Raw genomic sequence first — 23,935 nt, forward strand, 5'->3', positions numbered from 1 at the left:
GTCGACGACCACTCAGTGGGCCGACTGACCGGTCGAGCGGGCGGAGCTCCTGAACCTGTACCGGAACGCCACGTCGTCCTTGACGTTGGTGGCGATGACCGTCCACTGGCCGGCCGTCGTCAGCGTGTAGTTGCTCCGGCAGTAGTTGAGGGTGAACAACCCCGTCGACGAGACGTACTTGTAGAAGCAGACCTTGACGTAGCGGTTGACGCTGGACTGGGCGTTCCACCTCGCGCATCTGCGCATGGTGTGGCTCAAGGTGCTGGAACCCAACGTGGCCGGAATCAACGCGTACGAGAAGGCCGGGTTCCGACACGCTGGGCGGCTGCGGCAGGCGGGGTACTGGCTCGGTGAGCCCGTGGACGAGTTACTCATGGACGCGCTGCCCGCAGACTTCCCGGGCCCTTCCGCGGTGCGCGCCGCCCTCGGAGGCTGAGCCCGCAGCCGGACACAGCGGCATTTCGGCTCGTTCCGATCCAGACTCTGACCGTCGTTGATGGCGGCCACCGGCCCTTCCAGGCAGGTCACCCGACGACGCGGTACGGACGGTTGATGCTGTCGTCACTGCCCGGGCAGCCTCCGTCGGCGATGGTGAGGTCTTGAGAACGACAGCGCCTGGTGCCGGATTCCGCCCACGCCTTCGAGCCGTTGCGATTCCCGGGGAGCGGTTGGCCACACGGCGCCCTCGGCGAACGGCCAGTGCTCCGACCGGGAAGTTCCCCGGGGCTCTTGATCGCGTGGATTGGATGGACGTCCGGGCAGGTGAACCGCAGGCGGCAGCCAGCCCAGCCTGTGAGAACATCGGCCGGTGCGGAGACTGACGGTCCTGGGTACGTGTGGGGCCTGGCCGGAGGCCGGCCGGAGCGCCAGCGGGTTCCTGCTGGAGTACGACGGGTTTCGGCTGGTGCTGGACCTCGGCTACGCGACGTTTCCCCGACTGCTCGAGCACTGCCCTGGTGGGCGTGTCGACGCAGTGGTGATCACTCACGAGCATCCTGATCATTGCGCCGACCTCAGTGCCCTGTGTCGTGCGCGCCACTTCGCAGCGGAGCGAGGCACTCGCCTGCCCTTGTACTGCACCCCGGGGGTGATCCGACGAGTCCAGGCGATGGAGCCGACCGAGGACCTGCTCGAGGTGTTCGACGTGCACTCGCTTCCAACGAGCCACCCCGTAGGACCGTTCCAACTCGATGCCGCGCTACTGCCGCATCACGTCCCCCATGCCGGAGTGCGGTTGACGGCTCCGGGCCTGACCGTCGCCTACAGCGGCGACGCCGGACCGGACCCCGCCCTTGCCCGGCTGGCCGCGGGAGCAGATCTGTTCATCGCCGGCACCACGCTGCAGGGCGATTCTGCCGACGGTGGCGACGGTCAGTTGATGAGCGCCGTGGATGCCGGGATCTGGGCAACCCGCTCCGGAGCGAAGCGGCTGCTACTCACTCACTTCTGGCCCGGAAGCGACCGCACGCGTTCGACTGCCGACGCTCGGAGCAGCTTCTCCGGCGAGGTGATCGCGGCGGAGGAGAGCATGGTGCTCTCGTTCTGACAGCTACTTGATCAAGCCGCGAGGCAGGGCATCCGAGGTACGCCAACGACACCGGTGCGGCCGACGTAGAGGCCCGGCGTCCGTGATGCGGCGCAGGCCGTTCTCGGGTGGGCGGCCGCCGTTCAGGGCTCTTGCGACACCGCCCCGGAGGTCGCGGTACGACGACTGCTCCCGGAGCATGTGGTGAAACAGGCCAGAGAAGCCCTGACGGCAGGCGTCGGTACTGGTCCTACCGAGCATTGGGGTTCGTAGCACGCGTGCAGTCGAGGGGCTGGTTCCAGTCGATCACCTCACTTCACTGTCAGTGGCTCCTGCTACAACTGCCACCACGTCAACGCGGTGGTGGGAGGGGTCGGGGTGTCGCAGTCGGAAGGCCGGGAACAGCCGGTAGCGGGGGTCTACGAGCAGCTGATCACAGACGAGGTGCACAGCGATCTGGAACGTCTTGAGGCCGCAGGTTGGAAGACCATCGACGCGGAAGTCGGTGCAGAATCGTCACCCCATGTGCTGGCCCGGCACATCGGTGACATGGTGGCCCGTCGTCTCGTCCAGCTTCGGCCAGAGCATCGGGTTCCCTTCGCGAATCGCGTTCTCGAGTCGTTGGCGACCGACACCGGCGAGCAGGGCGGCACTGAACCGGTAAGCGCCATCGTCGATGGGCCTCGGCAGTTGCTGGCTTTGGCTGAACAAGAGGCACCTGGCGCCTACGCGGTCAGGCCGCTCACTCCCCTCTCGGAGACGTCACTCCTCACCAACTCCCCCGAGGACCTCAACCTCGGTGCCGAGTTGCGAGCCGAGTTGGCCACGGCAGACCGCATCGACCTGCTCTGCGCGTTCGTGAAGTGGTACGGCATTCGCGTGCTGGAGGACTCGCTCCTCGCAGCGAAGGAACGCGGTGTTCCGATCCGCATCATCACCACGACCTACATGGGCGCCACGGACCGCCGTGCGCTTGACCGGCTCGTGCGCGAATTCGGCGCCACTGTGAAGGTGAATTACGAGACTCGCTCGACACGGCTACACGCCAAGGCGTGGCTCTTCCGGCGCAGGACGGGCTTCGACACGGCATACGTCGGAAGCTCGAACCTGTCCCGTGCGGCGCTCCTCGACGGCTTGGAGTGGAACGTGCGCCTGTCGTCGGTGGCGACACCGGCGGTGATGGACAAGTTCGAGGCCACCTTCGACGCATACTGGAACGACGCGGCCTTCGAGACGTACGACCCCGAGGACCACGGCGAGCGTCTCGACGCGGCGCTGGCCCGGGCAAGCGGGACCCCGTCGACCACCGATCTCAGCATCAATCTTTCCGGTCTCCAGGTACATCCCTTCCCGCACCAGCGGGACATGCTGGAGCGGCTCACCGTCGAGCGAGAGCTTCGAGGACGACACCGCAATCTGCTGGTCGCCGCAACCGGTACCGGGAAGACCGTGATGGCTGCTCTCGATTACCGCCATCTGAGCGAGGGGGTGGCAACAGGACGGCGCCCCAGGCTGTTGTTCGTCGCCCATCGCAAGGAGATTCTCAAGCAGTCGCTGCGCACTTACCGTGAAGTCCTGGACGACGCCTCGTTCGGTGAGTTGCTGTACGGCGGCGCCGACCCGCGGCAGTGGAATCACGTCTTCGCCAGCGTTCAGTCACTCAACGTCCAGCGACTTGAGCAGTTGGCCCCAGACCACTTCGACGTCATCGTCATCGACGAGTTCCACCACTCCCCGGCCGACACGTATCGGCGAGTGATCAACCACTTCGCGCCGAAGGAGCTGTTGGGGCTCACCGCCACTCCGGAGCGGATGGACGGGGTGAATGTCCAGGACGAGTACTTCGGCGGCCGCATCGCAGCCGAGATGAGGCTGTGGGAGGCCCTGGAGAACGACCTGCTCTCCCCCTTTCACTACTTCGGCATCCCCGACGGGACCGATCTGACGAACCTCGCCTGGCAGAAGGGGTCCTACGACGACCAGGACCTCGGCAACCTCTTCACGGGCAACGACGCGCGAGCGCGCATCATCGTCAAGCAGATTCAGGACAAGATCTCCAATCCAGGCGCCATGCGTGCACTCGGCTTTTGCGTCACGAAGGCGCATGCCCACTTCATGGCCGACTTCTTCCGCAAGGCCGGTTTCCGGGCTGTGGCACTCGACAGCGACTCGCCTGCGGACGTACGCGCCGGAGCGCTGGAAGACCTCAAGAACGGTGAGCTCCAGGTCATCTTCTCGGTGAACTTGTTCAACGAGGGCCTCGACATCCCGGACGTGGACACGCTGCTCCTGCTGCGGCCCACCAACAGCGCCACGGTCTTCCTCCAACAACTGGGACGAGGTCTTCGCCGTACCGACAGGAAGCCGGTCCTGACGGTCCTCGACTTCATCGGACAGCACCGGGCGGAGTTTCGCTTCGAGGAACAGTTCCGGGCGATGACCAACCTGTCGCGCAATCGGCTGGTCGAGCACATCGAACGGGGCTTTCCGCAGTTGCCCTCGGGCTGCCAGATCATCCTGGAGGGCAAGGCGAAGGACCTGGTCCTCGGCAACATCAGGACTCAGTTGGCCGCCACGGTGAAGACGCTGGTGAAGGAGGTCAAGAAGTACAGCACACCTCGCCTCGCCGACTACCTCCGCGAGAGCCGCCGAGAGATCAAGGAGCTGTACAAGAGCAGCAACTCCTGGACCCTCGTGCTGCGCCGTGCCGGCTTGATCACGGAGCCGGCTCCGTCCGGCGAGGAAGCGCTGCTCAAGCGGGTTCACGCATTCCTGCACGTGGACGACCCCGAGCGTGTGCAGGCCTACCTGAACCTCCTGTCGGACGACGCCCCGCCGTACGAGGACCTCGACAAGACCGGTCAGGCCTACGCCCGCATGCTGTTCTTCAACCTCTGGGACAACGCCGGCGGTTTCACGAGCTTCGCGGAGGGCCTCGCGTCGCTGCGTCCGCAGCGAGCCGTGAGAGACGAACTGCGGCAGGTGCTCTCCTACGTCATCGACCACGCCGACCATGTCCCGCTCCCGCTGTCCGACGGTCTCAGCGCTGTGCCGCTCAAGGTCCACAGCTCGTACAACCGGTCGGAGATCCTGGCAGCACTCGGCATCGCCCGTCTCGGTGGACAGATGCCTAGATCCTTCACCCAGGGTGTGCAGTGGGCTGAGGAGTTTCGAACAGACACCCTGCTGGTCACGCTGGAGAAGGACGAGAAGGACTTCTCGCCCACCGTCCGCTACAAGGACTACGCGGTGAGCCCGACCCTGTTCCATTGGGAATCCCAGAATTCCATCTCGCCCGATTCCCCCACAGGCACCCGCTACCAGCAGCATGCCGGTCGCGGCAGTCACGTGTTGCTGTTCGTGCGCCGCTACTCGAACACGGACACAGGCAAGCCCCAGCCGTGGATGCTTCTGGGCCCGGCGACCTACGTGAAACACACCGGCAGCAAGCCGATGGGGATCACTTGGCAGCTCGACACGCCTCTTCCGGCCGACGTGTGGACCTACTCGGCGGCCATCCAGGCGAGTTGATCCGGGACACGTCGGCCGCGACACGAACGACTCAGGGCAGTCGCGCTTCGTACTCCGCCTCGAAGTGCGACTGCGCTCGGTCGAGCGCGTCGTCAACGTCACGTCCCTGCGCATGAAACCAGTGGAGGAGGTCGGTGATGACGTTGATCGCGGCCTCCTCCGCCAGCGCAGCCGAAAGTCTTCCGTGATCAGCCGCTTCCTGCATTGCCCGCTCACCGCTGTACAGGCGCAGCACGTCTGCGGCCCGGGCCAGTCGCGGCATGGGGAGACACTGCTGACCAGCCGAGGTGATGCCCGTTCGGAACTCGCACCAGGTCACCTTGTGATCACCGGCCAGCTCCACGCCCCATCGATCACTGACGCCGTCGACCAGCATCATGCCTCGCCCCGTCTCCGCGTCCAGGCTGGCCTCGGTGAGCGTCGGAAGGGCGCGAGCATCGGGATCGTGAACCTCGATGCGCAGACGGGAGCCGCTGAGTGAGGCGACGAGGGTGGACGGCGTCTCCGGTCCAACGTGCTTGATGACGTTGGCGACGAGCTCGCTGGCGCAGATCTCGGCGGCGTCCGTCAGTTCGTGCAACCCCCAGTGCTCCAGGTGCACTCGCAGCGCACGCCGCATGCCATGAACCTGCTCAGCCGTCGCCAGGAACGGCAGTTTCCACGGCTGCGTCGGCCTCCATAGAGAGTCATCCATTGTTACCCGCTCCCCACCATCGATACCTCAGTGTGATGTCGTCACCACCTAGAGTTGCATTGAAACTCTCGAAATGGAACTCTCATGTCCGCCTGGCAGGGGTGCGTAGCCACAACACGCGCCCCCGGCGCACACCGTCTTGCCGCCACGACCAGCGGAGCACGACGATCTACTCGACCAACCCGAAGGGCTGAGGACATGGCAGTCGGACCCACCACCCGCAGGCGTCAACTGGGCGCCGACCTCCGACGGCTCCGAGAGCTCAAGGGCCTGACGCTGGAAGAGGCGGGCGCCCGAGTCGGCATCTCCAAGGCGACACTGAGTCGCTACGAGACCAAGGAGGGCACGGTCAAGTGGCCAGCCGTGGACGCACTGTGTCGTGAGTACTCGGCGACGGACGAAGAACGCCTGGCACTGGTCGAGTTGGCGAAGGGCGCCAAGATCCAGGGCTGGTGGCGGTCACTCGCCGACCCCGTCCCCGACTCCATGAACCTGATGCTCACCTTGGAAGACGAGGTCGTACGCGAGGACCACTACGCATGCATGTACGTTCCGGGACTTCTCCAGACGCGCGCCTACGCAGAGGCGGTCCATCGCGCTTCGGAGGTGCAGTGCGAGGAGCGGGAAGTGCAGCACATGGTCGACATCCGCATGAAGCGCCAGGAGTTGTTGGAACGCGAGGAGCCTCCGCGTATCTGGTGCGTGATCGACGAAGCCGCCCTCCGTCGCCGGGTCGGCGGTCGCGAGGTCATGCGAGAGCAACTCGCGCACTTGGCGGCCTGCGCGGAACGTCCCCACATCACCGTCCAGGTACTTCCGTTCTCCTTGGGGGCGCACGCGGCCGCGGTCGGCAGCTTCGTCACGCTCCGCGGCCAAACCCGTGAGCTGGACGTCGTCTACGTGGATCTCCTGGGTGGCGGGCTGTTCATGGAGAAGCCCGAGGAACTGGAGCGATATAGGTTGGCCTTCGACTACCTCAGCGCCCAGGCGCTCGACCTCGAGTCCTCGGTCGCACTCATCGACCGGGTCAGCAAGGAGTGAGTCCTGATGACAGCCAGCCCTGAGCTCCGCTGGTTCAAGTCCTCTTACAGCGGCGGCAGCGGAACCGAATGCCTGGAATGCGCGTACGTCCCGCACGGCGCACTGATACGCGACTCCAAGTGCGTCGGAGGACCAGCACTCAGCGTACGGCCGCAGGCCTGGCGGCGGTTCGTCGACTCGGTACGCCACGGGGCGAGGGGGCCGTTCTGACCGAAGGCAGAGGCGGCCTCGTAGAAAAGAGCAGCGCATGGAGACCAACACGCCTTGGCAGCCGCCTTTGCGAACGATCAGCGACCTACGAGCCGCCCTGCTCGCCGGTCACGGGTTTCCCGACGACAGGGACGCCTTCGAGACCGATCTGCAGCGAGCCCTGGAGGCGTCCTCGAAGGCGGACCTCACGGTAGTGGATGCAGTGATCGTCGACTATCGGGGGCGCATCCGTCTCCGCCAGAACCCCGACTTCGACATCGCGGTCCAAGAGGGCATCGACCTCACGATGCGGCTCAAGCGGGAGGCCCGTGGCGAGTGAGCTGCTCGGTCCCCGCTGGCGGGGTTCCGGAGCGTCCATCGGTCGACCCGCCCCAACGTCACGGTCCGAGACCCGATCGTGAAGTTGCCGAAGGACTGTTGCCAGGACTCGCCGGGCCAGTAGTACGTCACGCGGCCCTCGGTGGGCCGGTAGTGGGCTGTGTAGAGGGTTCTCGAGCCCTGGTCGTCGACGGGGCGGTACAGCGGCGGCTTCAGCATCGCCGTCACGTCCGTACCCGCGGCGCGAACGGCGCGCAGCCGCTCCTGGGTGTTCAGGGCCCGCTCCTACTCGTCGGTCACCGGCAGGTGCTGGTGGTTGGCGGCGCAGGCGTCCGGCGCCGGCGTCGGTGGCATGTCCGGCCCCAGGAACACGGTCGCCGCCTTCGCGGGATCGACCAGGGTGAGGTTCTGGGGTATGGCGACCGGCAGGGACCGCAGCCTGTCGAGCGCCTCGTCGACGGTGTCGCAGGTCTCCAGCAGGTAGCGCACCACGATGAGAATGGCGAAGCCGCGTCCGTGGACGGAACGTCCGCCCCAGTTGAGGGAGACCGCGAGACCGGCGTCGTTCATGCCGTCCAGCAGGCCCCACAGCACGTCCTGCATCCCGATCTCCGGGCGCAGGCAGCAGGAGGAGACGATGGTTCCCTCGCACTGGTCGGGGCGAAGGTCGTAGTTGCGAGCAGCGTGCCGTTCCGGCCGATCTGGGTGCAGGACTGGGAGAACGGCCGCAGTGCCGCGTGGGTGAGGAGGGTTTCCGCCCGGGGCCGGTCGAGTTCGCCGGCCAGGCGGTCCAGTACCGGGACCAGTTCCGGCATGTGGGTACCGGACAGCGTGCGGACGCAGTCCGCGCCCTGCGGAGTCCGGCCCTCGTCGGTCAGCAGGCCCTCCATCCCCTGCCACAGGGGCCGGGCGTAGGCGGCCCACCGCCCGTCGGCGCCGTCGCCGACCTCGATGGCCTGGAAGGTCATGTGCTGTTGCCGCACGGTTGCCGCTCCCCCACGCGAATCGGACGAGGTGGGCAACGTAGTCAATTGCGGGGTGAATCACCAGGGGCCGCCATCGGCGACGGCCAGGCGCGTGCCCCGGGGCCGCTCCGGGACGGTCCACCCGTCTTGAGCTGTACTGCGCCGGTCAACCGGGAGTCATCGGACCGTAGTCAGGGCGTCCCGCATGTGGAAGCGTCAGGGCCCTTCGGCCTCCGTCCCCGCGCTTGTCTGCGCGGACGAATCGGTGAACCGATCTCCCTGTGCGGTCTGTTCTGTGCCGGCCAGCTCGACTTGGGGGTCGAAGAGTCTGTGCACGAGTCCGGCGGCTGCGTCCAGCCCCTGGTCGTCGCACACGGCGCCTACGACTGCCTCCAGGGCGTCGGCAAGGGTCTCCGCCCTGTCTCGCCCACCGGACAGTTCTTCGCCGACGCTGATGCGAAGGTGGGGGCCCAGCCCGATTCCCCTGGCAATTCGAGCCAGGGTACGAGTGTTGACCATCCTTGCCCGAAGGCGGGGCAACTCTCCCTTGGTCAGGTCGGGGTGGTTCCGGTAGATGGTTTCGGTGGCGACCATGCCCAGCACTGCATCGCCCAAGGCCTCCAGGGCTTCGTTGGACGGCAGACCATGAGCCTCGGCGTAGGACTCCTGGGCCAGCGCGCGAGCCAGGATGCTGGGGTCGACTGAGACCCCAAGAGCCGCAGACAGCTCCTCAAGGCCGCGGTCGCCGGCGGCCGCTCCAGGCGGTTCTGCAGGACGTACGGATGGCTCAGTCGGATCCTTGCTCGCATCGCCAAGCCTGCGGGGGACGGTAGGGGCACGGCCCAGCAGGCGCCGGACATAGCGTTGGCCGAAACCCGACGGCTCCTGTGGCTGTGACTCTGACTGTGCGGCGTTCTTCCACGGTCGTGGGGGCCCGATGCGCATCAGCGCCGCCCAGTACCGGGAGGCGAAACGGTCACTGGCCATGGACGGTGCTCCCCTCTGTCTCGGCGGAACGCTCAGGAGGTGCCGGCACCGCCGTGCCGGGGGTGCCGCTTTCCAACGCGGCGGGCGTTTGTCCCAACTGCGCAAGGAGCACCGGCGCACAGGCTCCGACGGCGAGCAGGCCAGCCACACCTTCCGCCTGTTCGCCGGCGCCGAAGGCAGCGGCAGCGGCGGCACCGAGCAACGCACGAGTCAGCGCAACGGCGAAGTCCGGCCCCACGTCGAAGTAGCTGCGGAACCGGTGGGAGTCATCGGACGGCTGCACCTGCCGTGCCTGCCTCCAGGCCGTCACACGCTTGTAGAAGTCGACCAACTCCACCAGTAATCCACCACTGGCTCCCAGCAGCACCTGCTGCCAGAGATTCACCCCGTACTCCCCTCACTTCATTGCCTGATACTCATGCGCCACAGCCGCGGCCCTCGCTCGAACGGCTCAGAGAAGGCGTTGCTCTCTGATCAAAGCGGCCGGGTTCGTCTGCGCAGATGTGCGCTCTCCTCTCGGCGGCGGCTCGTCTCCCCGCGCCGAGAGGAGAGGGGGCCGGCGCCCCGTCACCTGCCGCAGACGTTCCCGGTGGTCAGCGATCCAACCATCCGAAGGTGCAAGCGGCAGCCGCACAGCGACGACGCAACGCCAGTCGATGCAACAGGACTCGAAAGGCGGCCGGGGCGGCGACGGATACGGGCACGGCGTTGTCGGGGGGGGTGGCGCCGGCACTCCCGACCAACCAAGTCGAGGCCCGAGTGGCTCTGTCTTGGAGGATGGGGCACTACTCACCAGCTGCGTTTGCGCTGTGCGCGGTTCAGGCCGGGCACGAGCCGTGGCTCGATCACGGTTTGGACGATGGCGAGACGGTGGCGTGCGCCCGTTGCACTTGAGGAAATCGCGAGGTATTCCACGACGATTGGACGGTTTGTCCCGGCAACAGGCCACGCGTGGGCCGTTGCTGCTGGGACAGACCGCCCAATCACCGGCGCACGGACCGGCGGGTGTCGACGTCGGCTACCGGGCGGTGCCGGGGTTTCTCGGCGAGGCCCCCGGCAGCGCGGCACCCGGCCCTCAGGCCAGCTTGAGGAGCAGTTCGCTGAGTTCGGCCGGCATGGTGATCATGCAGTCGTGGCCGGTCGGCAGTTCCCAGACCTGTGCGGCCGTGCCGTTGGGCTGCACCGGCGGGACGGGGCGGCGGGTGACGCCTGCGGGTGTGGTGCCGACGTTGTGGATGTGGGTGCGCGGGATCGCGTCCGCGGCCGGGTTGTCCAGCCGCACCGGCTGCTGGAGGCAGCGCACCGGCTGGTCCGAGAGCATGCCGCGCAACCAGGCGACGTCGTCCGGGTCCGTGACGCCGAACAGGCCTACGGGGGCCGGTTGTTCGGGCATCGGTGGCACGCGCCAGCCGCTCTCGGACTGCTCGGCGAGCTCGATCATCCGCTGTGTCATGGGCTGGACGTCGACGGCGGTCTCGCCGTCCTGCGGGACCATCGCGTCGAGGTAGACCAGGTGGGCGATGCGCTCCGGAATCCGGTTGGCCGCGGAGGAGATCACCAGTCCCGCGTAGCTGTGGCCGACGAGTACGACGTCGTGGAGGTCCTCCTCGGTGATCAGCTCGACCACGTCGTCGGCGTGTGTGTCGAGTCCCACGTCGGGTCCCGCGAGGTGCACCTTGTCGCCGTAGCCGGTCAGGGACGGCGCGAGCACCCGGTGCCCGGCGGCCTCCAGCAGCGGCACCACCCGCGCCCAGGCCTCTCCACTGTGCCAGGCGCCGTGTACCAGCAGAAACGTGGTCATGTGTGCATCAGCCTTCTTTCCCGGAGGCGCGGAGAAGTTCGCGGTGGGTCTCGGAAGCAGCGGGGCAGCGGGGCAGCGGGCACGGTCGGGGCCGTCCGCCGGGTCGTCCCGGGCGGTTACCATCAGTGCCTCGGTACTGTTTTCTTACTGTGAAGATTGTGGTGCCATTGCTGTACACAGGGCAATAAGGCACTTTTCGGTGCCCCGGTTCTCTGGAGGTAACCATGGAGGCCAGGAGCGACGGTGCGCAGCCGGCGGTTCCTCCAGGCGACGCGTGCCGGACGCGGGTGGTGCTCGACATCGTCGGGGACAAGTGGTCGCTGCTGGTCGTGCGCAATCTCCGGCACGGGCCGCGTCGTTTCACCGAGCTGTACAGGACCATCGACGGAATCAGCCGGCGCATGCTGACGGTGACGCTGCGCAGTCTGGAGCGGGACGGGATCCTGACGCGTACCGTCCACAACGTGATGCCGCCGCACGTGAGTTACGAGCTCACCGAGATGGGCGTCACCCTGCGTGAGGCCACCGCGCCCCTGCTCGAGTGGAGCGTCGCGCATCTGGGCCGGATCGACGACGCCCGCGCCGCCTACGACGCCCGTCCGGAGCAGCCGGGCACACCGCCGGTTGGCTAGGTCCTGTCTCTTCGCCGGGGCCTAACGGGAACCCGGTGTCGTCGCCGGCGTCCGCCGCCACCCTTCTGCGAACGTCGGGAAGTGTCGGATTGGTGGTCGGAGGGCGGGCCGGTCAGCCGAACAGCCGGTGCAGCACCGAGCCCCACGACTCCAGCGCCTGGCTCAGTGCTGAGCCACCGGTCGCAGCTGCCGTCAGTGCCCCCATCGCGGCCCGGGCGAGTCCCCTGTTGCGTTCCCCGGCCGGGGCCGCCGCCGCCTGGGCAAGGTACTCGACGTTGTCCAGAAGGTCGCTTCTGCGGTTGTCGTCCATGTTGTCTGCCACAACGGCCTGCTGCAGAGCTCGCAGGGCCTCCGCCACATCGACGTGGCCTTCCTGGTGGATGCCGGCGACCGTGGAGTGGATGTTGCTGATCCTGGCCGCGAACTGGCCGCCGATGAACGTTCCGCCGCTGAAGGTCATGGACACCTGCGGTTCGGGGGCCTGCTGACCAGAGGCCTCGATGTAGTCGGGCATGCGGGCCTGCACCTCTCTCAGGTAGGAAAGGACGAACACGGTGGAGGCCCGAGCGAGACGACGTGGGTCGGCGACGAGAGGGCTGCGGCAGGCCTTGATGGACCTCTCCGCGTCGCCGTCCAGCCTGACGCCCTGCAGCGAAGACCGGAGTACGGCGTCTGCTTCCTGGGTCCAGGCGAGCGCCTCGGGCCAGTCCGCACGTCCCGTCGACAGGCTCTGCTCCAGGTCCATCCCCTTGGCCACCAGGTCCGCCAGGTCCTCGGCGGCGAGACGGCCGAGGCGTCCTTGCGCCAGTTGCGCGTGCCTCGGGGGCCGGGTTTTCTCAGGCACGACGAGGAGTTCCCCCGGGGGCCGCCTCAGGAGCTGGCCGGTCTCCTTGATGAGGTCGTGCAGGGACTGCACGGCACTCTCGAGATGCCGCCTGCTCTTGTTGTCGGCGTCGTCCGCGTCTTCGTAAGCCCCGATCCCGTAACGGGCGTTGAGGGCATCGCGGATGGTGGGCGGGTGGTAGGACAGGCCGTCCACGGCCTTCCATACCTTGCCCCATGACGTTGTTGCACGAGCGGACGAGTGGTGCCCCGGTGATGATTCCCGGGCCCAGCGAGCTGCGGCTTTCACCGGGCCTCGGGCACCTTCCTTCAGCTGTCCCAGGCCGTCCGGTTCAAGCCAGGTCCTTACTGTCCTGCGCCAGCAACGGCCGAGCCAGGGGGCGATCGCTTGGGCAAGTGCGTCGCCTTCCACCGCGACGTCGCGAAATATCGGGGCCAACCGTTCCTGTGCGATCCGATTCTGACGGCGAATCGCTGTCTGGGCGGCATCCACGTCCATGTCGGAAGACTCTAGGGGCGCGACCGCCTCGTACGGGAGGGGCAGTTCGGGTTCCCACCGTACGAGAACGCCGACGCCCCGGCCTCCGGGGAGGGGGCCGGGAGCCGGGCCCGGTGAGCCGTCAGCCGGTCAGCCGGTCCGGTCGGGCTTCAGGTGCCGGGTGAAGAAGCGGCTCGCGGCGTCCCCCGCGTACTGCGGGACGCCGGTGTGGCCGCCCATGTTGGCGTGCAGGGACTTCTCCTCGGAGCCGAAGGCGTCGAACAGGTCCAGGGACGCCTGGCGGTCGTTGCCCTCGTCGTCCCACTGGAGCAGGACGTGCAGCGGGACGGTGACCTGCCTCGCCTCCTCGAAGGTGACGCGCGGGACCAGGCTGCCCGCGAAGAGGCAGGCCGCCACGATGCGCGGCTCCACCACCGCCAGCCGGACGCCGACGGAGATGATTCCCCCCGAGTACCCGACGGGGCCGCCGATCTCGGGCAGCGACAGGAAGGTGTCCAGCGCCGCCTGCCATTCCGGGACCGCCTGGTCGACCAGCGGCAGAACGAGGGCGTCGACGATCTCGTCGCCGACCGGCTCGCCGGCCTGCATCGCCCGGCGCAGGTCGGCGCGGGCCCGGTCGAGGGCGGGCCGGCTGGGCCGCTCGCCGCTGCCGGGGAGCTCGATGGTGGCCGTGGCGAAGCCCTCCGCCGCGGAGTGCCGGGCCCGGGCCACCAGCCGGGGGTACATCCTGCGCAGCCCGAGCGTGGGCTGGCCGAGGAGGATCAGCGGCACCGGGGCGGAGGCCGAAGCGGCTTCGGGCGTCCACAGGATGCCGGGGATGTCGCCGAGGGTGAATGCGCGTTCGAGGACGCCGTCGTCGAGGCGTTGCTCGGAAGTGATCTGCATGGTCGTGCCTTTCGGGAGTGCACTGGAACGGCGCTCCCGGACGACCTGCCTATCGCCCGACCGTGACCCCGCAGGGGAGCACCCGTGTCGATACTGCGTTCACGGGTACCACCTCCTCGGTCTCTCGCACGGCCTCCGGGAACGTAGCAGGGGCCGCCCCTCGTGCGCCAAGCGTTTTTCCCGGTGCGTGGTCGTCGCGCGCGGAGTCCGTCATGTGCGGTACCGCTCGGCCACTGCCGTGAAGGCGGCCTTGGGTTCCCAGTCCATGTCGGGGTAGGTCCGTCCCCGGCGTCCTTCGAGGAGTTTGACGATGCCCAGGCCGGCCCGGTCCAGGTCGTCCCTGGGGTCGCCGTCCGGACGGTGCGGGTAGCCGGGCAGGGCGAAGAGGAACACGAACGCGCTGTCCACACCCTCGGTCTCGAAGATCTCCAGGAGTTCGCTCAAGTAGGCGGCCTGACCGGCCTCGTCGCGCTCGTAGGTGCCGTTCAGGCGTACCGGGACCCTGGTCCGCGGGTCGTGCTCGACGACGTCCAGCACCCGTCCGCCGCGGTCTCCCGCACCGCGGTAGGCCGCGGTGCCGAAGCCGGTGACGGCGAGCGGCTTGGGCCCCTCGGCCAGAGTGCGCACCGCGTCACGGAAGCGGTCGGCGATCTCGGCGGAGCGGAGCAGTTCGTACGTCACGATGTCGAAGGGGGTCCAGTCGACCTGTTCGAACTGGATGGCCGCGTAGGTGAGCCTGCCCCGGAAGCGTTCGCGGACCTCGGCCGCGGCGTCGCGGAGGAACGCGTTGACGCGTACGCCGAGTTCGCGCATCGTCTCGGCCCGCCGCTCGGGTCGGCCCAGCAGCTGCCCGACCCGTTCCTCGGGGCTCTCGCCGGGCAGGAACCCGTGGTTCATCACGCTCAGTTCGACCCCGGCGACGAACACGACCGCGGCCCCCTGCTGCCGGAGCCGTTCCGCCCGCTCGGCGCAGTCGCGGAAGAGCGTGAGGATCTGCTCGGGTTGCAGTTCCAGCGGGTAGGGCGAGAACCAGACCTCCAGGCCGAGTTCGGCGGCGGCAGCGGCGGCCGACTCCAGCCGGTCCGGGTCGCCGCCGATGATCTGGACGGCGTTGCAGTGCAGGTCGTCGCGGATGACGGCGAGCTCGCGCCGGACCACCGCGGGGTCGAAGTGCTCGCGGGATGTCCGGCCGTGCACGACGAAGCCGGTCTCGTAGGTCATTCCTCTTGCTCGCACGGTGCGTCCTCCTGGGGGCACGGCTGTCGGTTGCAGCGGCCGGTTCCGGCCGTCGGTTCCGGCGGGTCGAGACTGGCAGCAAACATGCGTGCACGCAAGTTTGCGTGGACGCAACTTTGCGGGCGCGCAGCTCTGCGTGGGACGCTGGCACCGTGACGACACCACCACCGGGGCTGCGGGAGCGGAAGAAGCAGGCCACGCGCGAGGCGCTGCGCGCAGCGGCCCTGCGGCTGGCCGTGGAGCGGGGGCCGGACCGGGTACGGGTCGAGGACATCGCCGAGGCGGCCGGGGTCTCGCCGCGCACCTACAACAACTACTTCGCCAGCCGCGAGCAGGCGATCGTCTCCGCCCTCACCGCGGACCGGGAGGCGCGTATCGCGGCGGCGGTCGCGGCCCGGCCCGCCGGGGTGCGCCTGGCCGACGCCGTCACCGAAGCAGTGGTCGAGCAGTACACGAACACCGGCGCGCCCGATCACCGGGTGCTGCCGCTGATCACCACCCGGCCCGCGCTGCGGGACGCGTTCCTCGACACCACCGCCGGCATCGAGGCCCCTCTCGCCGAGGTGATCGCCGAACGCCTGGGCGACGTCGGGGAGGACACGGCCCGTGTCCTCGCGGCCGGCGTCACCGCGGCGGTGCGCATCGCGCTGGAAGGCTGGCTCCGCCCGGCCGGGGGTGCGGGGGCCGGGGAGGCGGGGTCCGCCGAGAGTTCCGCCGGTGGAGGACTGGTCGTGCCCTCCGGCTCGCTGCCCGGCCGGCTCCGTGCGGCGCTGGCCCCGCTCGCGCCCGCGTTCGACGCCGCCGAGCGGAACGCCCGGCCGCGAGAGGGTCCCGCCGGGGTTCCTGTTGAACGGACTCGTCCGTCAGGAGGGCGGCCGAGGTGACGGTTCCGGCCAAGGGGGCAGCGCCTGACGGGTCGTTGCAGGCGGGGACGGTGGTACTGCGCGCCGCCCGATCCGCGACGGCGGCCGGCGTGCCCGGGAACGTCCAGGTCGGTTGTGGTTCCGCGACCGTGCGCCACGGCGGTTCCGGGAATTCTGTCCTGTTTTCGGCGCCCTCCCGTCTTGCCCGGGCACACCGCCGAACCATACTTTCGAGGTCGCTTGCGTGGTCACTGAAGGCATGTGCCCGGACACGCAAGGCCATACGCCCCTTCACTCACCGGGAGATTGCCATGGGTCGCACCGAATCCGTCCTCAAGTCGCGTTTCAAGAGTGCTGGTGCCGCAGTTCACTGTCGCCCCGTCGGCAAGTGAACCCCGGCCGTCTGCGCTGAAGGCAGACGGTTCTGCGCCGGGGGCGGCCACCGGGCCCTCCTCGGCGCGTCGGTACGGGCCGCGACCGGGGAGCGGACGATTTGACCGCAATGAACAGCAAGGCCGTGACGAGCGGCAGGACCGCGGCCACCGGCGAAGCCGCGACGAGTGCCAGGACCGCGGCGACCGGCGAAGCCCTGACAGACGGCGGCGCCCTGACGGGCGGTGAAGCCGCACTCTCGTATCTTGCGCGAGCCTCACCCGGCACCACCGGCACGACCGGCACGACCGGCACCGCCGACGCCACCGGCGATTTCAGGGACGGAACACACCGGATGCGCGAGCCCGGTGACACGCTCGCAGAGTACTTGCCCACGGCGTCACGGATCGGTGTCACGCGGATCGCCGACCTGACCCGGCTCGACACCCTGGGGATCCCCGTCTTCTCCGCCGTACGCCCGCTGTCACGGTCTCTCGTCGTCAGCATGGGAAAGGGGATCACCGAAGCCGCGGCGAAGGCTTCCGCGCTGATGGAGAGCGTGGAGACCTGGCACGCGGAGCAGGTCGAGCCCCGCGGCCCGGCCGCCGCGTACCGGGACCTCCTGGCGGGCGGCGAGCCCGTGATCAACGCCCCGGGACTCCCCTGCGGCCCGGGGACACCCTTCCGGGAAGACGTCGTCTGCTCCTGGGTACCGGGCGTCGACCTGCTGACCGGCACACCCGTGCGGGTGCCCTGGGAGGCGGTGTCCCTGGACCTGTCGCAGCGGGATCCGGCACGTACCGGCCTGTTGCGCGGCTCCAACGGCCTGGCCTCGGGCAACTGCCTGACCGAAGCCGTCCTGCACGCCGTCTGCGAGGTGATCGAGCGGGACGCGGAGAGTCTGTGGCGGCTCGATTCCGAGTTCCGGCGCGTGCGGCTCTCCACGGTCCGCGACGCGAACTGCCTCCGTCTGCTGGGGCGGTTCCGGGACGCGGGCCTGGACGTCGCCGTGTGGGACATCACCTCCGACACGGGCGTTCCCGCCTACGGCTGCACCCTCGTGCCGCGCGACGCGGAGCGCTTCTGGCGCACCGTGGGCGTACACGACGGCTACGGATGCCATCCGTCGCCGGGGATCGCACTGGTACGGGCCCTGACCGAGGCCGCCCAGACGCGCATGGCCTACGTGTCCGGCAGCCGTGACGACCTCCTGCCCGAGGAGTTCGCCGCGTCGTCCGATCCCGCTCTGGTGAGCGAGGCCGCGGCCGAACTGGCCGGCATCGGGGAAACGGAGGACTTCAGGGCCGAGCCCGCCCCGCGCAGCCTCCTCGACGAAGCCGGGGCGGCCGTCGGGGCGCTGTCGCGGGCCGGTGCGGAGCAGGTGGTGCTGGTGGACCTCACCCGCCCCGGTCTCGGGATTCCCGTCGTCAAGATCCTCGTACCCGGCTTCGAGGGCCCGGCCGGAGCGGCCGCGCCGGGCGCCCGCGCGTCCCGGGGAGGGCAGAGGTGAGCACCCGGGTGTTCCTCGGCCCCACACTGGGGCATGCCGACGCCCGGGCGATACTGCCCCGGGCCGACCTGCGCCCGCCCGCCGCGCTGGGCGACGTCCATCGCGGCGTGCGCGACGGCTGCCGTCTGCTCGTCCTCGTCGACGGGTACTTCGAGCACGTACCCGCCGTGTGGCACAAGGAGATCCTGTTCGCCCTGTCCGAGGGGGTGCGGGTCGTCGGAGCGGCGAGCATGGGCGCGCTCAGGGCGGCCGAACTCCACCCCTACGGCATGACCGGAGTCGGCGGCGTCTTCGCGCGTTTCCGGGACGGAGTACTCGACGGCGACGACGAGGTCGCCGTGGCGCACGAGGACGAGGAGCACGGGTTCCGGGCCGTGTCCGAGCCCATGGTGAACGTCCGCGCCGCCCTGGAGACCGCCGAGGCCGAGCAGCGGATCGGCCCGGCGGCCGCGGCGGGGATCGTCGCGGTCGGCACGTCCATGTACTACCCGGAACGCACCTGGGAGAGCCTGCTGCGCGCGGCGGCCACCGAGGTGCGGGAGACCGAACTGGCCGGGCTCAGGGCCTTCCTGGCGGAACGGAAGCCGGACCTGAAGCGCGACGACGCCGTGCAGGCGCTGCGGGCGTGCCAGGCGTCCCGGCTCCCCGACCCCGTACCGGCGCCGGACTTCGTGCGCACCAACGCGTGGGAGTGCTTCCTGGCCGCGCAGGGCGAGCCCTGAGGTGGCCGCCCAGGGCGAGCACTGAGGGCGGCGCCGTGGCCGGGATCCTCAGGGAGAACAGCGACTTCCGCCGCTTCTGGCTGGGCGACGCCGCCAGCCAGTTCGCGGCGCAGGCGGCGACGTTCGGGCTGCCGCTGGTGGCGCTCGAACTGCTGGACCCGTCGACGTTCGAGGTCGGGGTCGTCAACAGCTTCGCCACGTCGGCGTTCCTGCTGGTGGGTCTGCCGGCCGGTGTTCTGGTGGACCGTGCTCCCCGGCTGCGGACCGTCATGGTGTGGGCGGACGTGTGCCGGTGTGCGCTGCTGGCCGTCCTGGCCGCCGGTGCCCTGACCGGGCTGCTGACCCTCACCCAGCTCTACTCGACGGCCCTCCTCGTGGGCACCGCCACCGTCCTGTTCGACGTCGCCCACCAGAGCTATGTGCCGCGCATCGTGCGCCCGGAGGCCCTGATACCGGGCAATGCCCGGATCGCCGCCACCCAGTCCGTCGCCCAGGTCGCGGCGCCGACGGCCGCCGGACTCGTCCTCTCGCTGGTCGGGGCGAAGGCCCTGCCTGCGGTGCTCGCCGGGTGCTTCGCCCTGTCGACGGGCTTCCTCCTGCGTATCCGGGGCCGGGAGGGGGGCGGCACCGCGGTGCGGGTGCGCCCGCGGATGCGGCGGGAGATGGCCGAAGGGCTCGGATACGTACTGAGGACCCCGCTGCTGAGGGCCGTCGCGCTCGGCACGGGGTGGTTCAACCTGTTCGCCCTGGTGATCCAGTCCGTGATCGCGGTGCGGTTCGTCCGGGACCTGGGGCTGACCGCGGGACACGTCGGCCTCTATTTCGCCCTGGGTGCCTGCGGAAGCGTCGGCGGGGCCATGAGCGCCCGGCTCTGGGCGAAGCTCCTCGGTGAGGAGCGGGTCATCTGGGTGGCCTCCGCCTTCACCGCGCCCTTCGCGCTGCTGATCGCGGTGGCCGACGACGCCTCCACCTTCGTCCTGGCGGGCCTCGGGTACTTCGTGATGGCGGGCGGTGCCACCGTCTACAACGTCGCCCAGCTCAGTCTCCGGCAGCGGATCTGTCCGCCCGAGCTGCTCGGGCGGATGAACGCCAGCATCCGTTTCCTGGTGTGGGGCACGATGCCGCTCGGCGGGCTGCTGGGCGGGGCGATCGGTTCGGCCTGGTCGGCGAGGACCGCCCTCGTGGTCGGCGCGGTCGGGGTGTCCTGCGCCTGTCTTCCCCTGCTCGTCTGGTCCGTGCGGCACGGACCGGACGCCGGTGGGAGGCCTTCCCCGCACGACGACGTGGCCGCGGAGGAAGGCAGGCCCGCCCCATGACCGCTCCCGGGGAGGACGACGGCCCCGGCACGCCCTACCCGCCGGGAACCGCCGGAAAATGAGGAGTGACGACGCATGCCCGCTGTTCCCGAAGGACCGTCCGCCGTTCCCGAAGGACCGTCCGCCGTTCCCGAGCGGCCGTCCGCTGTGCCCGGACGGTCGTCCGCCGTTCCCGGGCCGGATCCGAACCGTGCACCGCGTACCGCCGCCGCGGGCCGGGAGGCAGCGCTCAACGCCGAGACGCGACTGGCCAAACGGCTCTCCGAAGCGGGCGTGCACTTCGAAGGACGCGCCTACCCCGTCTCACCGCAGCCGCTGGTCCTCGACGAGGCGCAGGCCGGCCGCGTCACCTCGGCCGCCGAAGCCCTGCACCGGGTACTGGACCGGGTGGTCGACGCCTACCTGGCCAGTGCGGAGGTGCGCCGCCACTTCCCTCACTACCTGCCGTACTCCCGGCTGCTGACACCGCCGGTCCGGTTGCGGCCGGCCGCACGCATCTGCCGGTTCGACGGCGTCACGGGCCGCGACGGCACCTACCGGATCATGGAGACGAACACCGCGTGCCCGGGCGGAGTGATCCAGAACGGGATCACGGCCCGCCTGTGGCGACAGGAGTGCGGCCCCGCCCGGGGCGACGGCCCGGGGCGGTCGGTTCCGCAGGAACTGGAGACGAACCGGTACGCGTTCACCGAGCAGCTGCTGCGGAGCCACCACGAGCAGTTCGGCCGACAGGCCGGGTTCGCCGTGGTGGTGAACCTGCACGGCCGCTTCACCAACGAGGTCGACTGGATGCTGGCCCAGTTCCGCGAACACGGCCTGCGGGCGGAACGCGTCGAGGCGGCCGAGCTGAAGTACCGCGGGGGCCGCCTCACCTGGCGGGGCTCCGCGGTCGACCTGGCCTACCACAAGCTCGACCAACTGGACCTGGTCCGCGAGGAGTCGGCGGCCGCCCAGCTGCGGGCGGCCGCCGACGGCGCGGTCTGCTGCCTGAACCCGCTGATCTCGCAGTGCGTCCTGGAGGACAAGGCCGTACTCGCCCTTCTCGGCGACGAACGCTTCGCGGACGTCCTGGGGCTCCCGCACGCCGAACGGGCCGTCGTCGAGCGGCACGTGCCCTGGACCCGCGTCGTCGAGCAGCGCGAGACCACGGGCCCGGACGGTGCGACGGTCGCCCTCCTGGACTTCGCCGCCGAGGCCCGTACGCGGCTGGTCCTCAAACCGCGTCACCTCACCCGCGGCGAGGGCGTGCTGGTGGGCCGCTGGACCGACGCCCGCACCTGGCAGTCGCTGCTCGGCCGGGCCGCGCGCACCCGGGACCACGTGGTCCAGGACTACCTGCCGCTGTCCGTCCGCCGCGTCGCCGCCTCCGGAGCGACCGGCGGCGGCGACATGATGCACGGGCTGGACGTCTACCTGTTCGGCGGGAAGGCGGTCGGATTCCAGTGCCGTGCCTCCTACGACCCGGTCACCAACATCGGGCGCCGCGGAGTGCTGCTGCCCGTCGAGGTCCGCCGCTCCCCCGGCCACGCATGAAGACGTACGGCCGGACGACTCACGGAGGAACCATGCCCGTACCGACGGTCTGGATCGTCGACCGCTGGGAGGACGCGTCCGACCCGGCGTGGGAGGTCGCCGCGCTCCGGCAGTCCCTCGCCGAGCGGGACGTCCGCGCCGAGGTCGTGGACTGGGAGCAGCTCCGCTTCGGCCTCTCCCGCGACACACTGCTCCGGTCCGGGCGCGAGTCCGGCCTCCCCGACGCCATGGTGATCCGGTCCCAGGTCCTCACCCGCCACACGGCCGGGTCCGTCGCGCTGCTCTACGACTCGTTCGACCACCTCGAGGACTGCGGTGTCCGCCTGATCAACCGGGCGACGGCGCTGCGGACCACCGAGAACAAGATGCGCCAGGCCCAGACGCTCCACGCGGCCGGCATACCCGTGCCGGACACCCGGCTCGTCCACTCGGTGGACCACGTCGGCCAGTGCATGCGCGACTGGGGCGAGATCGTCCTGAAGCCGGTCCACGGCCACGCCTCGATCGACGTGGTCCGCATGCGCCCCAAGGGGGTCGGGCACGCGGACGGTGAACTGCTCGGCACCCGCGAGGAGATCACGGCCTGGCACCTCCTGGAGCACCACGGCGTCCTGTGCGCCCAGCCCTACGTCCCGAACCCGGGGCGTGACGTACGGCTGACCGTCATGGGCGGCACCGTGGCCGCCGCGGTCACGCATGTCAGCACGTCCTCCGACGGCAGCGTGCGCCACCTCCTGCACCCCTACGCCACCGCGCGCGTCGAGTCCCTGCCCCGGTTCGAGCACGCGGCGCTCGCCGCGACGGCCGCGCTGGGGCTCGACGTGGCGACCGTCGACCTCGTCGAGGGTCCGGACGGCCCGGTGGTCATCGAGGTCAACCCCACGGCCACCCTCTGGCGCCCCTTGGAGGGCACCGACTTCGACCTGACCGAGGACGGCATCACGCGGGAGCACGCCCGAGTGGTCTCCGCGGCCGTGGCACACGGGCCGCAGCGGTAGGGGCCGCCGGGGCCGGTGTTCACGGTGCCGCTCGCGCGTCGGCGGACCCGAACGGCACCGGCACCGCGTCACCGGCGGAGCGTCACCCGCAGGACGTCACCGGCGGGGCGTCACCGGCGGGGCCTCACCCGCGGGTCGTGAGGCTTCGCCGGTACGACCGGAACGCGTACGCGATCACGGCGGCCAGGACGACGACGGCGACGCCCAGTGTCGCCCCGTCGAAGTCGGCCGACGCGTTCTCGTCCGAGCCGTCGGCCGTGACGTTCGGCAGGAAGTTCCACACCGTGTGGAAGGCGCAGGTGCGCCAGAGAGCGCCGTCGGCGAGGGCCCAGAGGGCCAGGGCGCAGCCCAGCATGAACGTCATCAGGATGTACGCGGCGGGGGCGTCGGGGTTCGCCAGGTGGGCGCACGCGAAGAGGAGGGAGCTGCCCAGCACACCGGCCGTGACGCCCCAGCGCGCCGTCGTTCTCGGCAGGAGGAAGCCGCGGAAGAGCACCTCTTCGGTGGACGCCTGCACCGTGAACGCGACGAGGAGCAGCACGGCGGTGCCCAGGGCGGCAGGACTGCCCTGGCCGGCGTCCCGCGCGCCGCCGCCCACGGCGCCGGCGCCGATGTTGAGCACCAGGAGCGCGACGACGGCCGCGCCGGCGCCCAGCAGGGCCTTCCGGGCGGCCCCGGGTCCCGCGAAGCCCAGGGACGAGAAGGGGCGCCGCTCCCGGACGGTGGTCCACACGCCGATGAGGGCCAGCGTCGGGACGAAGGCCGCGAAGCACTGGACCACCAGGCCGGCGTGCGAGGCGCGTTCCACGCCGGACCGGTTCACGACCAGCCAGCCGATGCCCTGTCCGACGGCCAGGCACACGGCCACCACCAGGACGGCCGGCAGCGGGCCTGGGCCCGTCCGTACCGCTGTGCCCTCGTTCGTAGGCGCACGCAGGTCGGTCATTCGGCCACCCCTCCGGATCGGTGCATGGTGCAGGGAACCCCCGATCCTCGTAGGAGCCGGGACCGCCCGCAGCGCCGGTTGCTCCACACCGGTGACGAACGGGGCCGGCGTGGCCGGTGGCACGGCGTGCGGCCGCGGCACACCGCGGAGCCCGTCACGACGGAGGACGACGCTCCACCTTCCCTCTCCGGACCTCGTCGTCGTACGCGCGGGGTGCGGATGCGCGGGAACGGGCGGATCCTGGGGGCATGGCCAGGCGTCCTGTAGTGGTGGGCCGGCCGTCGCCGGGCGGCGGTCGGCGGGTCCGTGCGGACGGCGAGATCCTGGGCCTCGCGCACGGGCTGCGTGACGTGGCGGAATTCCTGCGGCGGGCCGGTCTTGAGGACGTCGACGTGGAGACGTCCGAGCTGATCGAGTGGCGGGGCGGCGGCCCGGAGGTCTGGTCGGTGCGGAGCGGGTGACGGTCCCGCGGGGATCGGTCCCCTGAGCCTCAGGCCTCTCCGGTCCC

The 23,935-nt window shown here is 69.9% G+C and carries 24 protein-coding genes; 14 read left to right on the forward strand and 10 right to left on the reverse strand.

The genetic code is table 11. The annotated features are described in order from the left end of the window. Window positions 1-12: 12 nt before the first annotated feature. Window positions 13-246, reverse strand: a complete 234-nt coding sequence (locus HZS56_RS06300) for a hypothetical protein (RefSeq protein WP_216719699.1) — start codon at window positions 244-246, stop codon at window positions 13-15. Here HZS56_RS06300 and HZS56_RS06305 point away from each other — a divergent pair. From HZS56_RS06305 to HZS56_RS06315, 3 genes are all read left to right on the forward strand, one after another. Further along, window positions 245-436: a GNAT family N-acetyltransferase gene (locus HZS56_RS06305; protein WP_301542984.1), complete on the forward strand. Its 192-nt coding sequence runs from the start codon at window positions 245-247 to the stop codon at window positions 434-436. The genes HZS56_RS06300 and HZS56_RS06305 overlap by 2 nt on opposite strands. 372 nt (window positions 437-808) lie before the next feature. Beyond that, the gene (locus HZS56_RS06310; RefSeq protein WP_216719701.1) at window positions 809-1,546 is read left to right on the forward strand and encodes an MBL fold metallo-hydrolase; all 738 of its coding nucleotides are present in this window, start codon (window positions 809-811) and stop codon (window positions 1,544-1,546) included. A gap of 357 nt (window positions 1,547-1,903) precedes the next feature. Then, entirely contained in the window at window positions 1,904-5,056 is a 3,153-nt protein-coding gene (locus tag HZS56_RS06315) for a DEAD/DEAH box helicase (protein WP_216719702.1), read from the forward strand. A 31-nt stretch (window positions 5,057-5,087) separates the two neighbouring features. Here HZS56_RS06315 and HZS56_RS06320 read toward each other — a convergent pair whose 3' ends face one another. Next, window positions 5,088-5,750: an ATP-binding protein gene (locus HZS56_RS06320; protein ID WP_216719703.1), complete on the reverse strand. Its 663-nt coding sequence runs from the start codon at window positions 5,748-5,750 to the stop codon at window positions 5,088-5,090. A gap of 198 nt (window positions 5,751-5,948) precedes the next feature. Between HZS56_RS06320 and HZS56_RS06325 the strand changes: the two genes are divergently transcribed. Genes HZS56_RS06325 through HZS56_RS06335 form a run of 3 tightly spaced genes read left to right on the forward strand, consistent with a single transcriptional unit; the run spans window position 5,949 to window position 7,320 of the window. After that, window positions 5,949-6,791, forward strand: coding sequence for a helix-turn-helix domain-containing protein (locus HZS56_RS06325; protein ID WP_216719704.1), 843 nt, complete (start codon window positions 5,949-5,951; stop codon window positions 6,789-6,791). Between the two features lie 6 nt (window positions 6,792-6,797). Beyond that, the gene (locus HZS56_RS06330; RefSeq protein ID WP_216719705.1) at window positions 6,798-7,001 is read left to right on the forward strand and encodes a DUF397 domain-containing protein; all 204 of its coding nucleotides are present in this window, start codon (window positions 6,798-6,800) and stop codon (window positions 6,999-7,001) included. 37 nt (window positions 7,002-7,038) lie between these two features. Beyond that, window positions 7,039-7,320 (forward strand): DUF6247 family protein, encoded by a 282-nt coding sequence (locus HZS56_RS06335; protein WP_253913817.1) that lies wholly within the window; start codon window positions 7,039-7,041, stop codon window positions 7,318-7,320. Between the two features lie 284 nt (window positions 7,321-7,604). Here the strand turns inward: HZS56_RS06335 and HZS56_RS38880 are convergent, their stop codons facing one another. From HZS56_RS38880 to HZS56_RS06355, 4 genes are all read right to left on the reverse strand, one after another. After that, window positions 7,605-8,426, reverse strand: a complete 822-nt coding sequence (locus tag HZS56_RS38880; RefSeq protein WP_308408009.1) for a carcinine hydrolase/isopenicillin-N N-acyltransferase family protein — start codon at window positions 8,424-8,426, stop codon at window positions 7,605-7,607. Window positions 8,427-8,500: 74 nt separating this feature from the next. Next, entirely contained in the window at window positions 8,501-9,271 is a 771-nt protein-coding gene (locus tag HZS56_RS06345; protein ID WP_253913818.1) for a ribonuclease III family protein, read from the reverse strand. After that, window positions 9,261-9,656: a hypothetical protein gene (locus tag HZS56_RS06350; protein ID WP_216719706.1), complete on the reverse strand. Its 396-nt coding sequence runs from the start codon at window positions 9,654-9,656 to the stop codon at window positions 9,261-9,263. The genes HZS56_RS06345 and HZS56_RS06350 overlap by 11 nt, the downstream gene beginning before the upstream one ends. Before the next feature lie 690 nt (window positions 9,657-10,346). Then, window positions 10,347-11,072, reverse strand: a complete 726-nt coding sequence (locus tag HZS56_RS06355; protein ID WP_216719707.1) for an alpha/beta hydrolase — start codon at window positions 11,070-11,072, stop codon at window positions 10,347-10,349. Window positions 11,073-11,296: 224 nt separating this feature from the next. Between HZS56_RS06355 and HZS56_RS06360 the strand changes: the two genes are divergently transcribed. Beyond that, the gene (locus tag HZS56_RS06360) at window positions 11,297-11,704 is read left to right on the forward strand and encodes a winged helix-turn-helix transcriptional regulator (protein WP_216719708.1); all 408 of its coding nucleotides are present in this window, start codon (window positions 11,297-11,299) and stop codon (window positions 11,702-11,704) included. A 112-nt stretch (window positions 11,705-11,816) separates the two neighbouring features. Here HZS56_RS06360 and HZS56_RS06365 read toward each other — a convergent pair whose 3' ends face one another. The 3 genes from HZS56_RS06365 to HZS56_RS06375 form a co-directional block, all read right to left on the reverse strand. Continuing rightward, complete coding sequence (locus tag HZS56_RS06365) at window positions 11,817-13,046, reverse strand: hypothetical protein (RefSeq protein WP_216719709.1); 1,230 nt, start codon at window positions 13,044-13,046, stop codon at window positions 11,817-11,819. A 129-nt stretch (window positions 13,047-13,175) separates the two neighbouring features. Beyond that, window positions 13,176-13,931 carry an alpha/beta hydrolase gene (locus tag HZS56_RS06370; protein WP_216719710.1) on the reverse strand — a complete coding sequence of 252 codons (756 nt, stop codon included), beginning with the start codon at window positions 13,929-13,931 and terminating at the stop codon, window positions 13,176-13,178. A 210-nt stretch (window positions 13,932-14,141) separates the two neighbouring features. After that, the gene (locus tag HZS56_RS06375; protein WP_216719772.1) at window positions 14,142-15,152 is read right to left on the reverse strand and encodes a glycoside hydrolase family 113 protein; all 1,011 of its coding nucleotides are present in this window, start codon (window positions 15,150-15,152) and stop codon (window positions 14,142-14,144) included. 167 nt (window positions 15,153-15,319) lie between these two features. Here HZS56_RS06375 and HZS56_RS06380 point away from each other — a divergent pair, with 167 nt between their 5' ends. The 6 genes from HZS56_RS06380 (at window position 15,320) to HZS56_RS06405 (ending at window position 22,481) form a co-directional block, all read left to right on the forward strand. Further along, window positions 15,320-16,051, forward strand: a complete 732-nt coding sequence (locus HZS56_RS06380) for a TetR/AcrR family transcriptional regulator (RefSeq protein ID WP_216719711.1) — start codon at window positions 15,320-15,322, stop codon at window positions 16,049-16,051. A gap of 481 nt (window positions 16,052-16,532) precedes the next feature. Next, the gene (locus tag HZS56_RS06385; protein WP_216719712.1) at window positions 16,533-17,912 is read left to right on the forward strand and encodes a YcaO-like family protein; all 1,380 of its coding nucleotides are present in this window, start codon (window positions 16,533-16,535) and stop codon (window positions 17,910-17,912) included. Continuing rightward, window positions 17,909-18,634 carry a TfuA-like protein gene (locus HZS56_RS06390; RefSeq protein WP_216719713.1) on the forward strand — a complete coding sequence of 242 codons (726 nt, stop codon included), beginning with the start codon at window positions 17,909-17,911 and terminating at the stop codon, window positions 18,632-18,634. Before HZS56_RS06385 ends, HZS56_RS06390 begins: the two co-directional genes overlap by 4 nt. 35 nt (window positions 18,635-18,669) lie before the next feature. Then, complete coding sequence (locus HZS56_RS06395) at window positions 18,670-19,950, forward strand: MFS transporter (RefSeq protein WP_216719714.1); 1,281 nt, start codon at window positions 18,670-18,672, stop codon at window positions 19,948-19,950. Between the two features lie 75 nt (window positions 19,951-20,025). Beyond that, on the forward strand, window positions 20,026-21,483 hold the full coding sequence (locus tag HZS56_RS06400; RefSeq protein ID WP_216719715.1) for a glutathionylspermidine synthase family protein: 1,458 nt from the start codon (window positions 20,026-20,028) through the stop codon (window positions 21,481-21,483). A 32-nt stretch (window positions 21,484-21,515) separates the two neighbouring features. Further along, window positions 21,516-22,481 (forward strand): ATP-grasp domain-containing protein, encoded by a 966-nt coding sequence (locus tag HZS56_RS06405; RefSeq protein WP_216719716.1) that lies wholly within the window; start codon window positions 21,516-21,518, stop codon window positions 22,479-22,481. A 124-nt stretch (window positions 22,482-22,605) separates the two neighbouring features. Here HZS56_RS06405 and HZS56_RS06410 read toward each other — a convergent pair whose 3' ends face one another. Continuing rightward, window positions 22,606-23,427 (reverse strand): CPBP family intramembrane glutamic endopeptidase, encoded by an 822-nt coding sequence (locus HZS56_RS06410; RefSeq protein ID WP_216719717.1) that lies wholly within the window; start codon window positions 23,425-23,427, stop codon window positions 22,606-22,608. 248 nt (window positions 23,428-23,675) lie between these two features. Between HZS56_RS06410 and HZS56_RS06415 the strand changes: the two genes are divergently transcribed. After that, entirely contained in the window at window positions 23,676-23,888 is a 213-nt protein-coding gene (locus HZS56_RS06415) for a hypothetical protein (protein WP_216719718.1), read from the forward strand. The last annotated feature ends 47 nt before the right edge of the window (window positions 23,889-23,935 follow it).

Origin of the sequence: Streptomyces mayonensis, assembly GCF_018982965.1 — a bacterium.
Taxonomy (GTDB): Bacteria; Actinomycetota; Actinomycetes; order Streptomycetales; family Streptomycetaceae; genus Streptomyces; species Streptomyces mayonensis.

Coding starts and splice junctions, on each gene's coding strand:
- HZS56_RS06305 (WP_301542984.1), top strand. CDS start 245: ATGGTGTGGCTCAAGGTGCTGGAACCCAACGTGGCCGGAATCAACGCG.
- HZS56_RS06300 (WP_216719699.1), bottom strand. CDS start 246: ATGCGCAGATGCGCGAGGTGGAACGCCCAGTCCAGCGTCAACCGCTAC.
- HZS56_RS06320 (WP_216719703.1), bottom strand. CDS start 5,750: ATGGATGACTCTCTATGGAGGCCGACGCAGCCGTGGAAACTGCCGTTC.
- HZS56_RS06325 (WP_216719704.1), top strand. CDS start 5,949: ATGGCAGTCGGACCCACCACCCGCAGGCGTCAACTGGGCGCCGACCTC.
- HZS56_RS06330 (WP_216719705.1), top strand. CDS start 6,798: ATGACAGCCAGCCCTGAGCTCCGCTGGTTCAAGTCCTCTTACAGCGGC.
- HZS56_RS06335 (WP_253913817.1), top strand. CDS start 7,039: ATGGAGACCAACACGCCTTGGCAGCCGCCTTTGCGAACGATCAGCGAC.
- HZS56_RS06345 (WP_253913818.1), bottom strand. CDS start 9,271: ATGGCCAGTGACCGTTTCGCCTCCCGGTACTGGGCGGCGCTGATGCGC.
- HZS56_RS06355 (WP_216719707.1), bottom strand. CDS start 11,072: ATGACCACGTTTCTGCTGGTACACGGCGCCTGGCACAGTGGAGAGGCC.
- HZS56_RS06360 (WP_216719708.1), top strand. CDS start 11,297: ATGGAGGCCAGGAGCGACGGTGCGCAGCCGGCGGTTCCTCCAGGCGAC.
- HZS56_RS06365 (WP_216719709.1), bottom strand. CDS start 13,046: ATGGACGTGGATGCCGCCCAGACAGCGATTCGCCGTCAGAATCGGATC.
- HZS56_RS06370 (WP_216719710.1), bottom strand. CDS start 13,931: ATGCAGATCACTTCCGAGCAACGCCTCGACGACGGCGTCCTCGAACGC.
- HZS56_RS06375 (WP_216719772.1), bottom strand. CDS start 15,152: ATGACCTACGAGACCGGCTTCGTCGTGCACGGCCGGACATCCCGCGAG.
- HZS56_RS06385 (WP_216719712.1), top strand. CDS start 16,533: ATGAACAGCAAGGCCGTGACGAGCGGCAGGACCGCGGCCACCGGCGAA.
- HZS56_RS06400 (WP_216719715.1), top strand. CDS start 20,026: ATGCCCGCTGTTCCCGAAGGACCGTCCGCCGTTCCCGAAGGACCGTCC.
- HZS56_RS06405 (WP_216719716.1), top strand. CDS start 21,516: ATGCCCGTACCGACGGTCTGGATCGTCGACCGCTGGGAGGACGCGTCC.
- HZS56_RS06410 (WP_216719717.1), bottom strand. CDS start 23,427: ATGACCGACCTGCGTGCGCCTACGAACGAGGGCACAGCGGTACGGACG.
- HZS56_RS06415 (WP_216719718.1), top strand. CDS start 23,676: ATGGCCAGGCGTCCTGTAGTGGTGGGCCGGCCGTCGCCGGGCGGCGGT.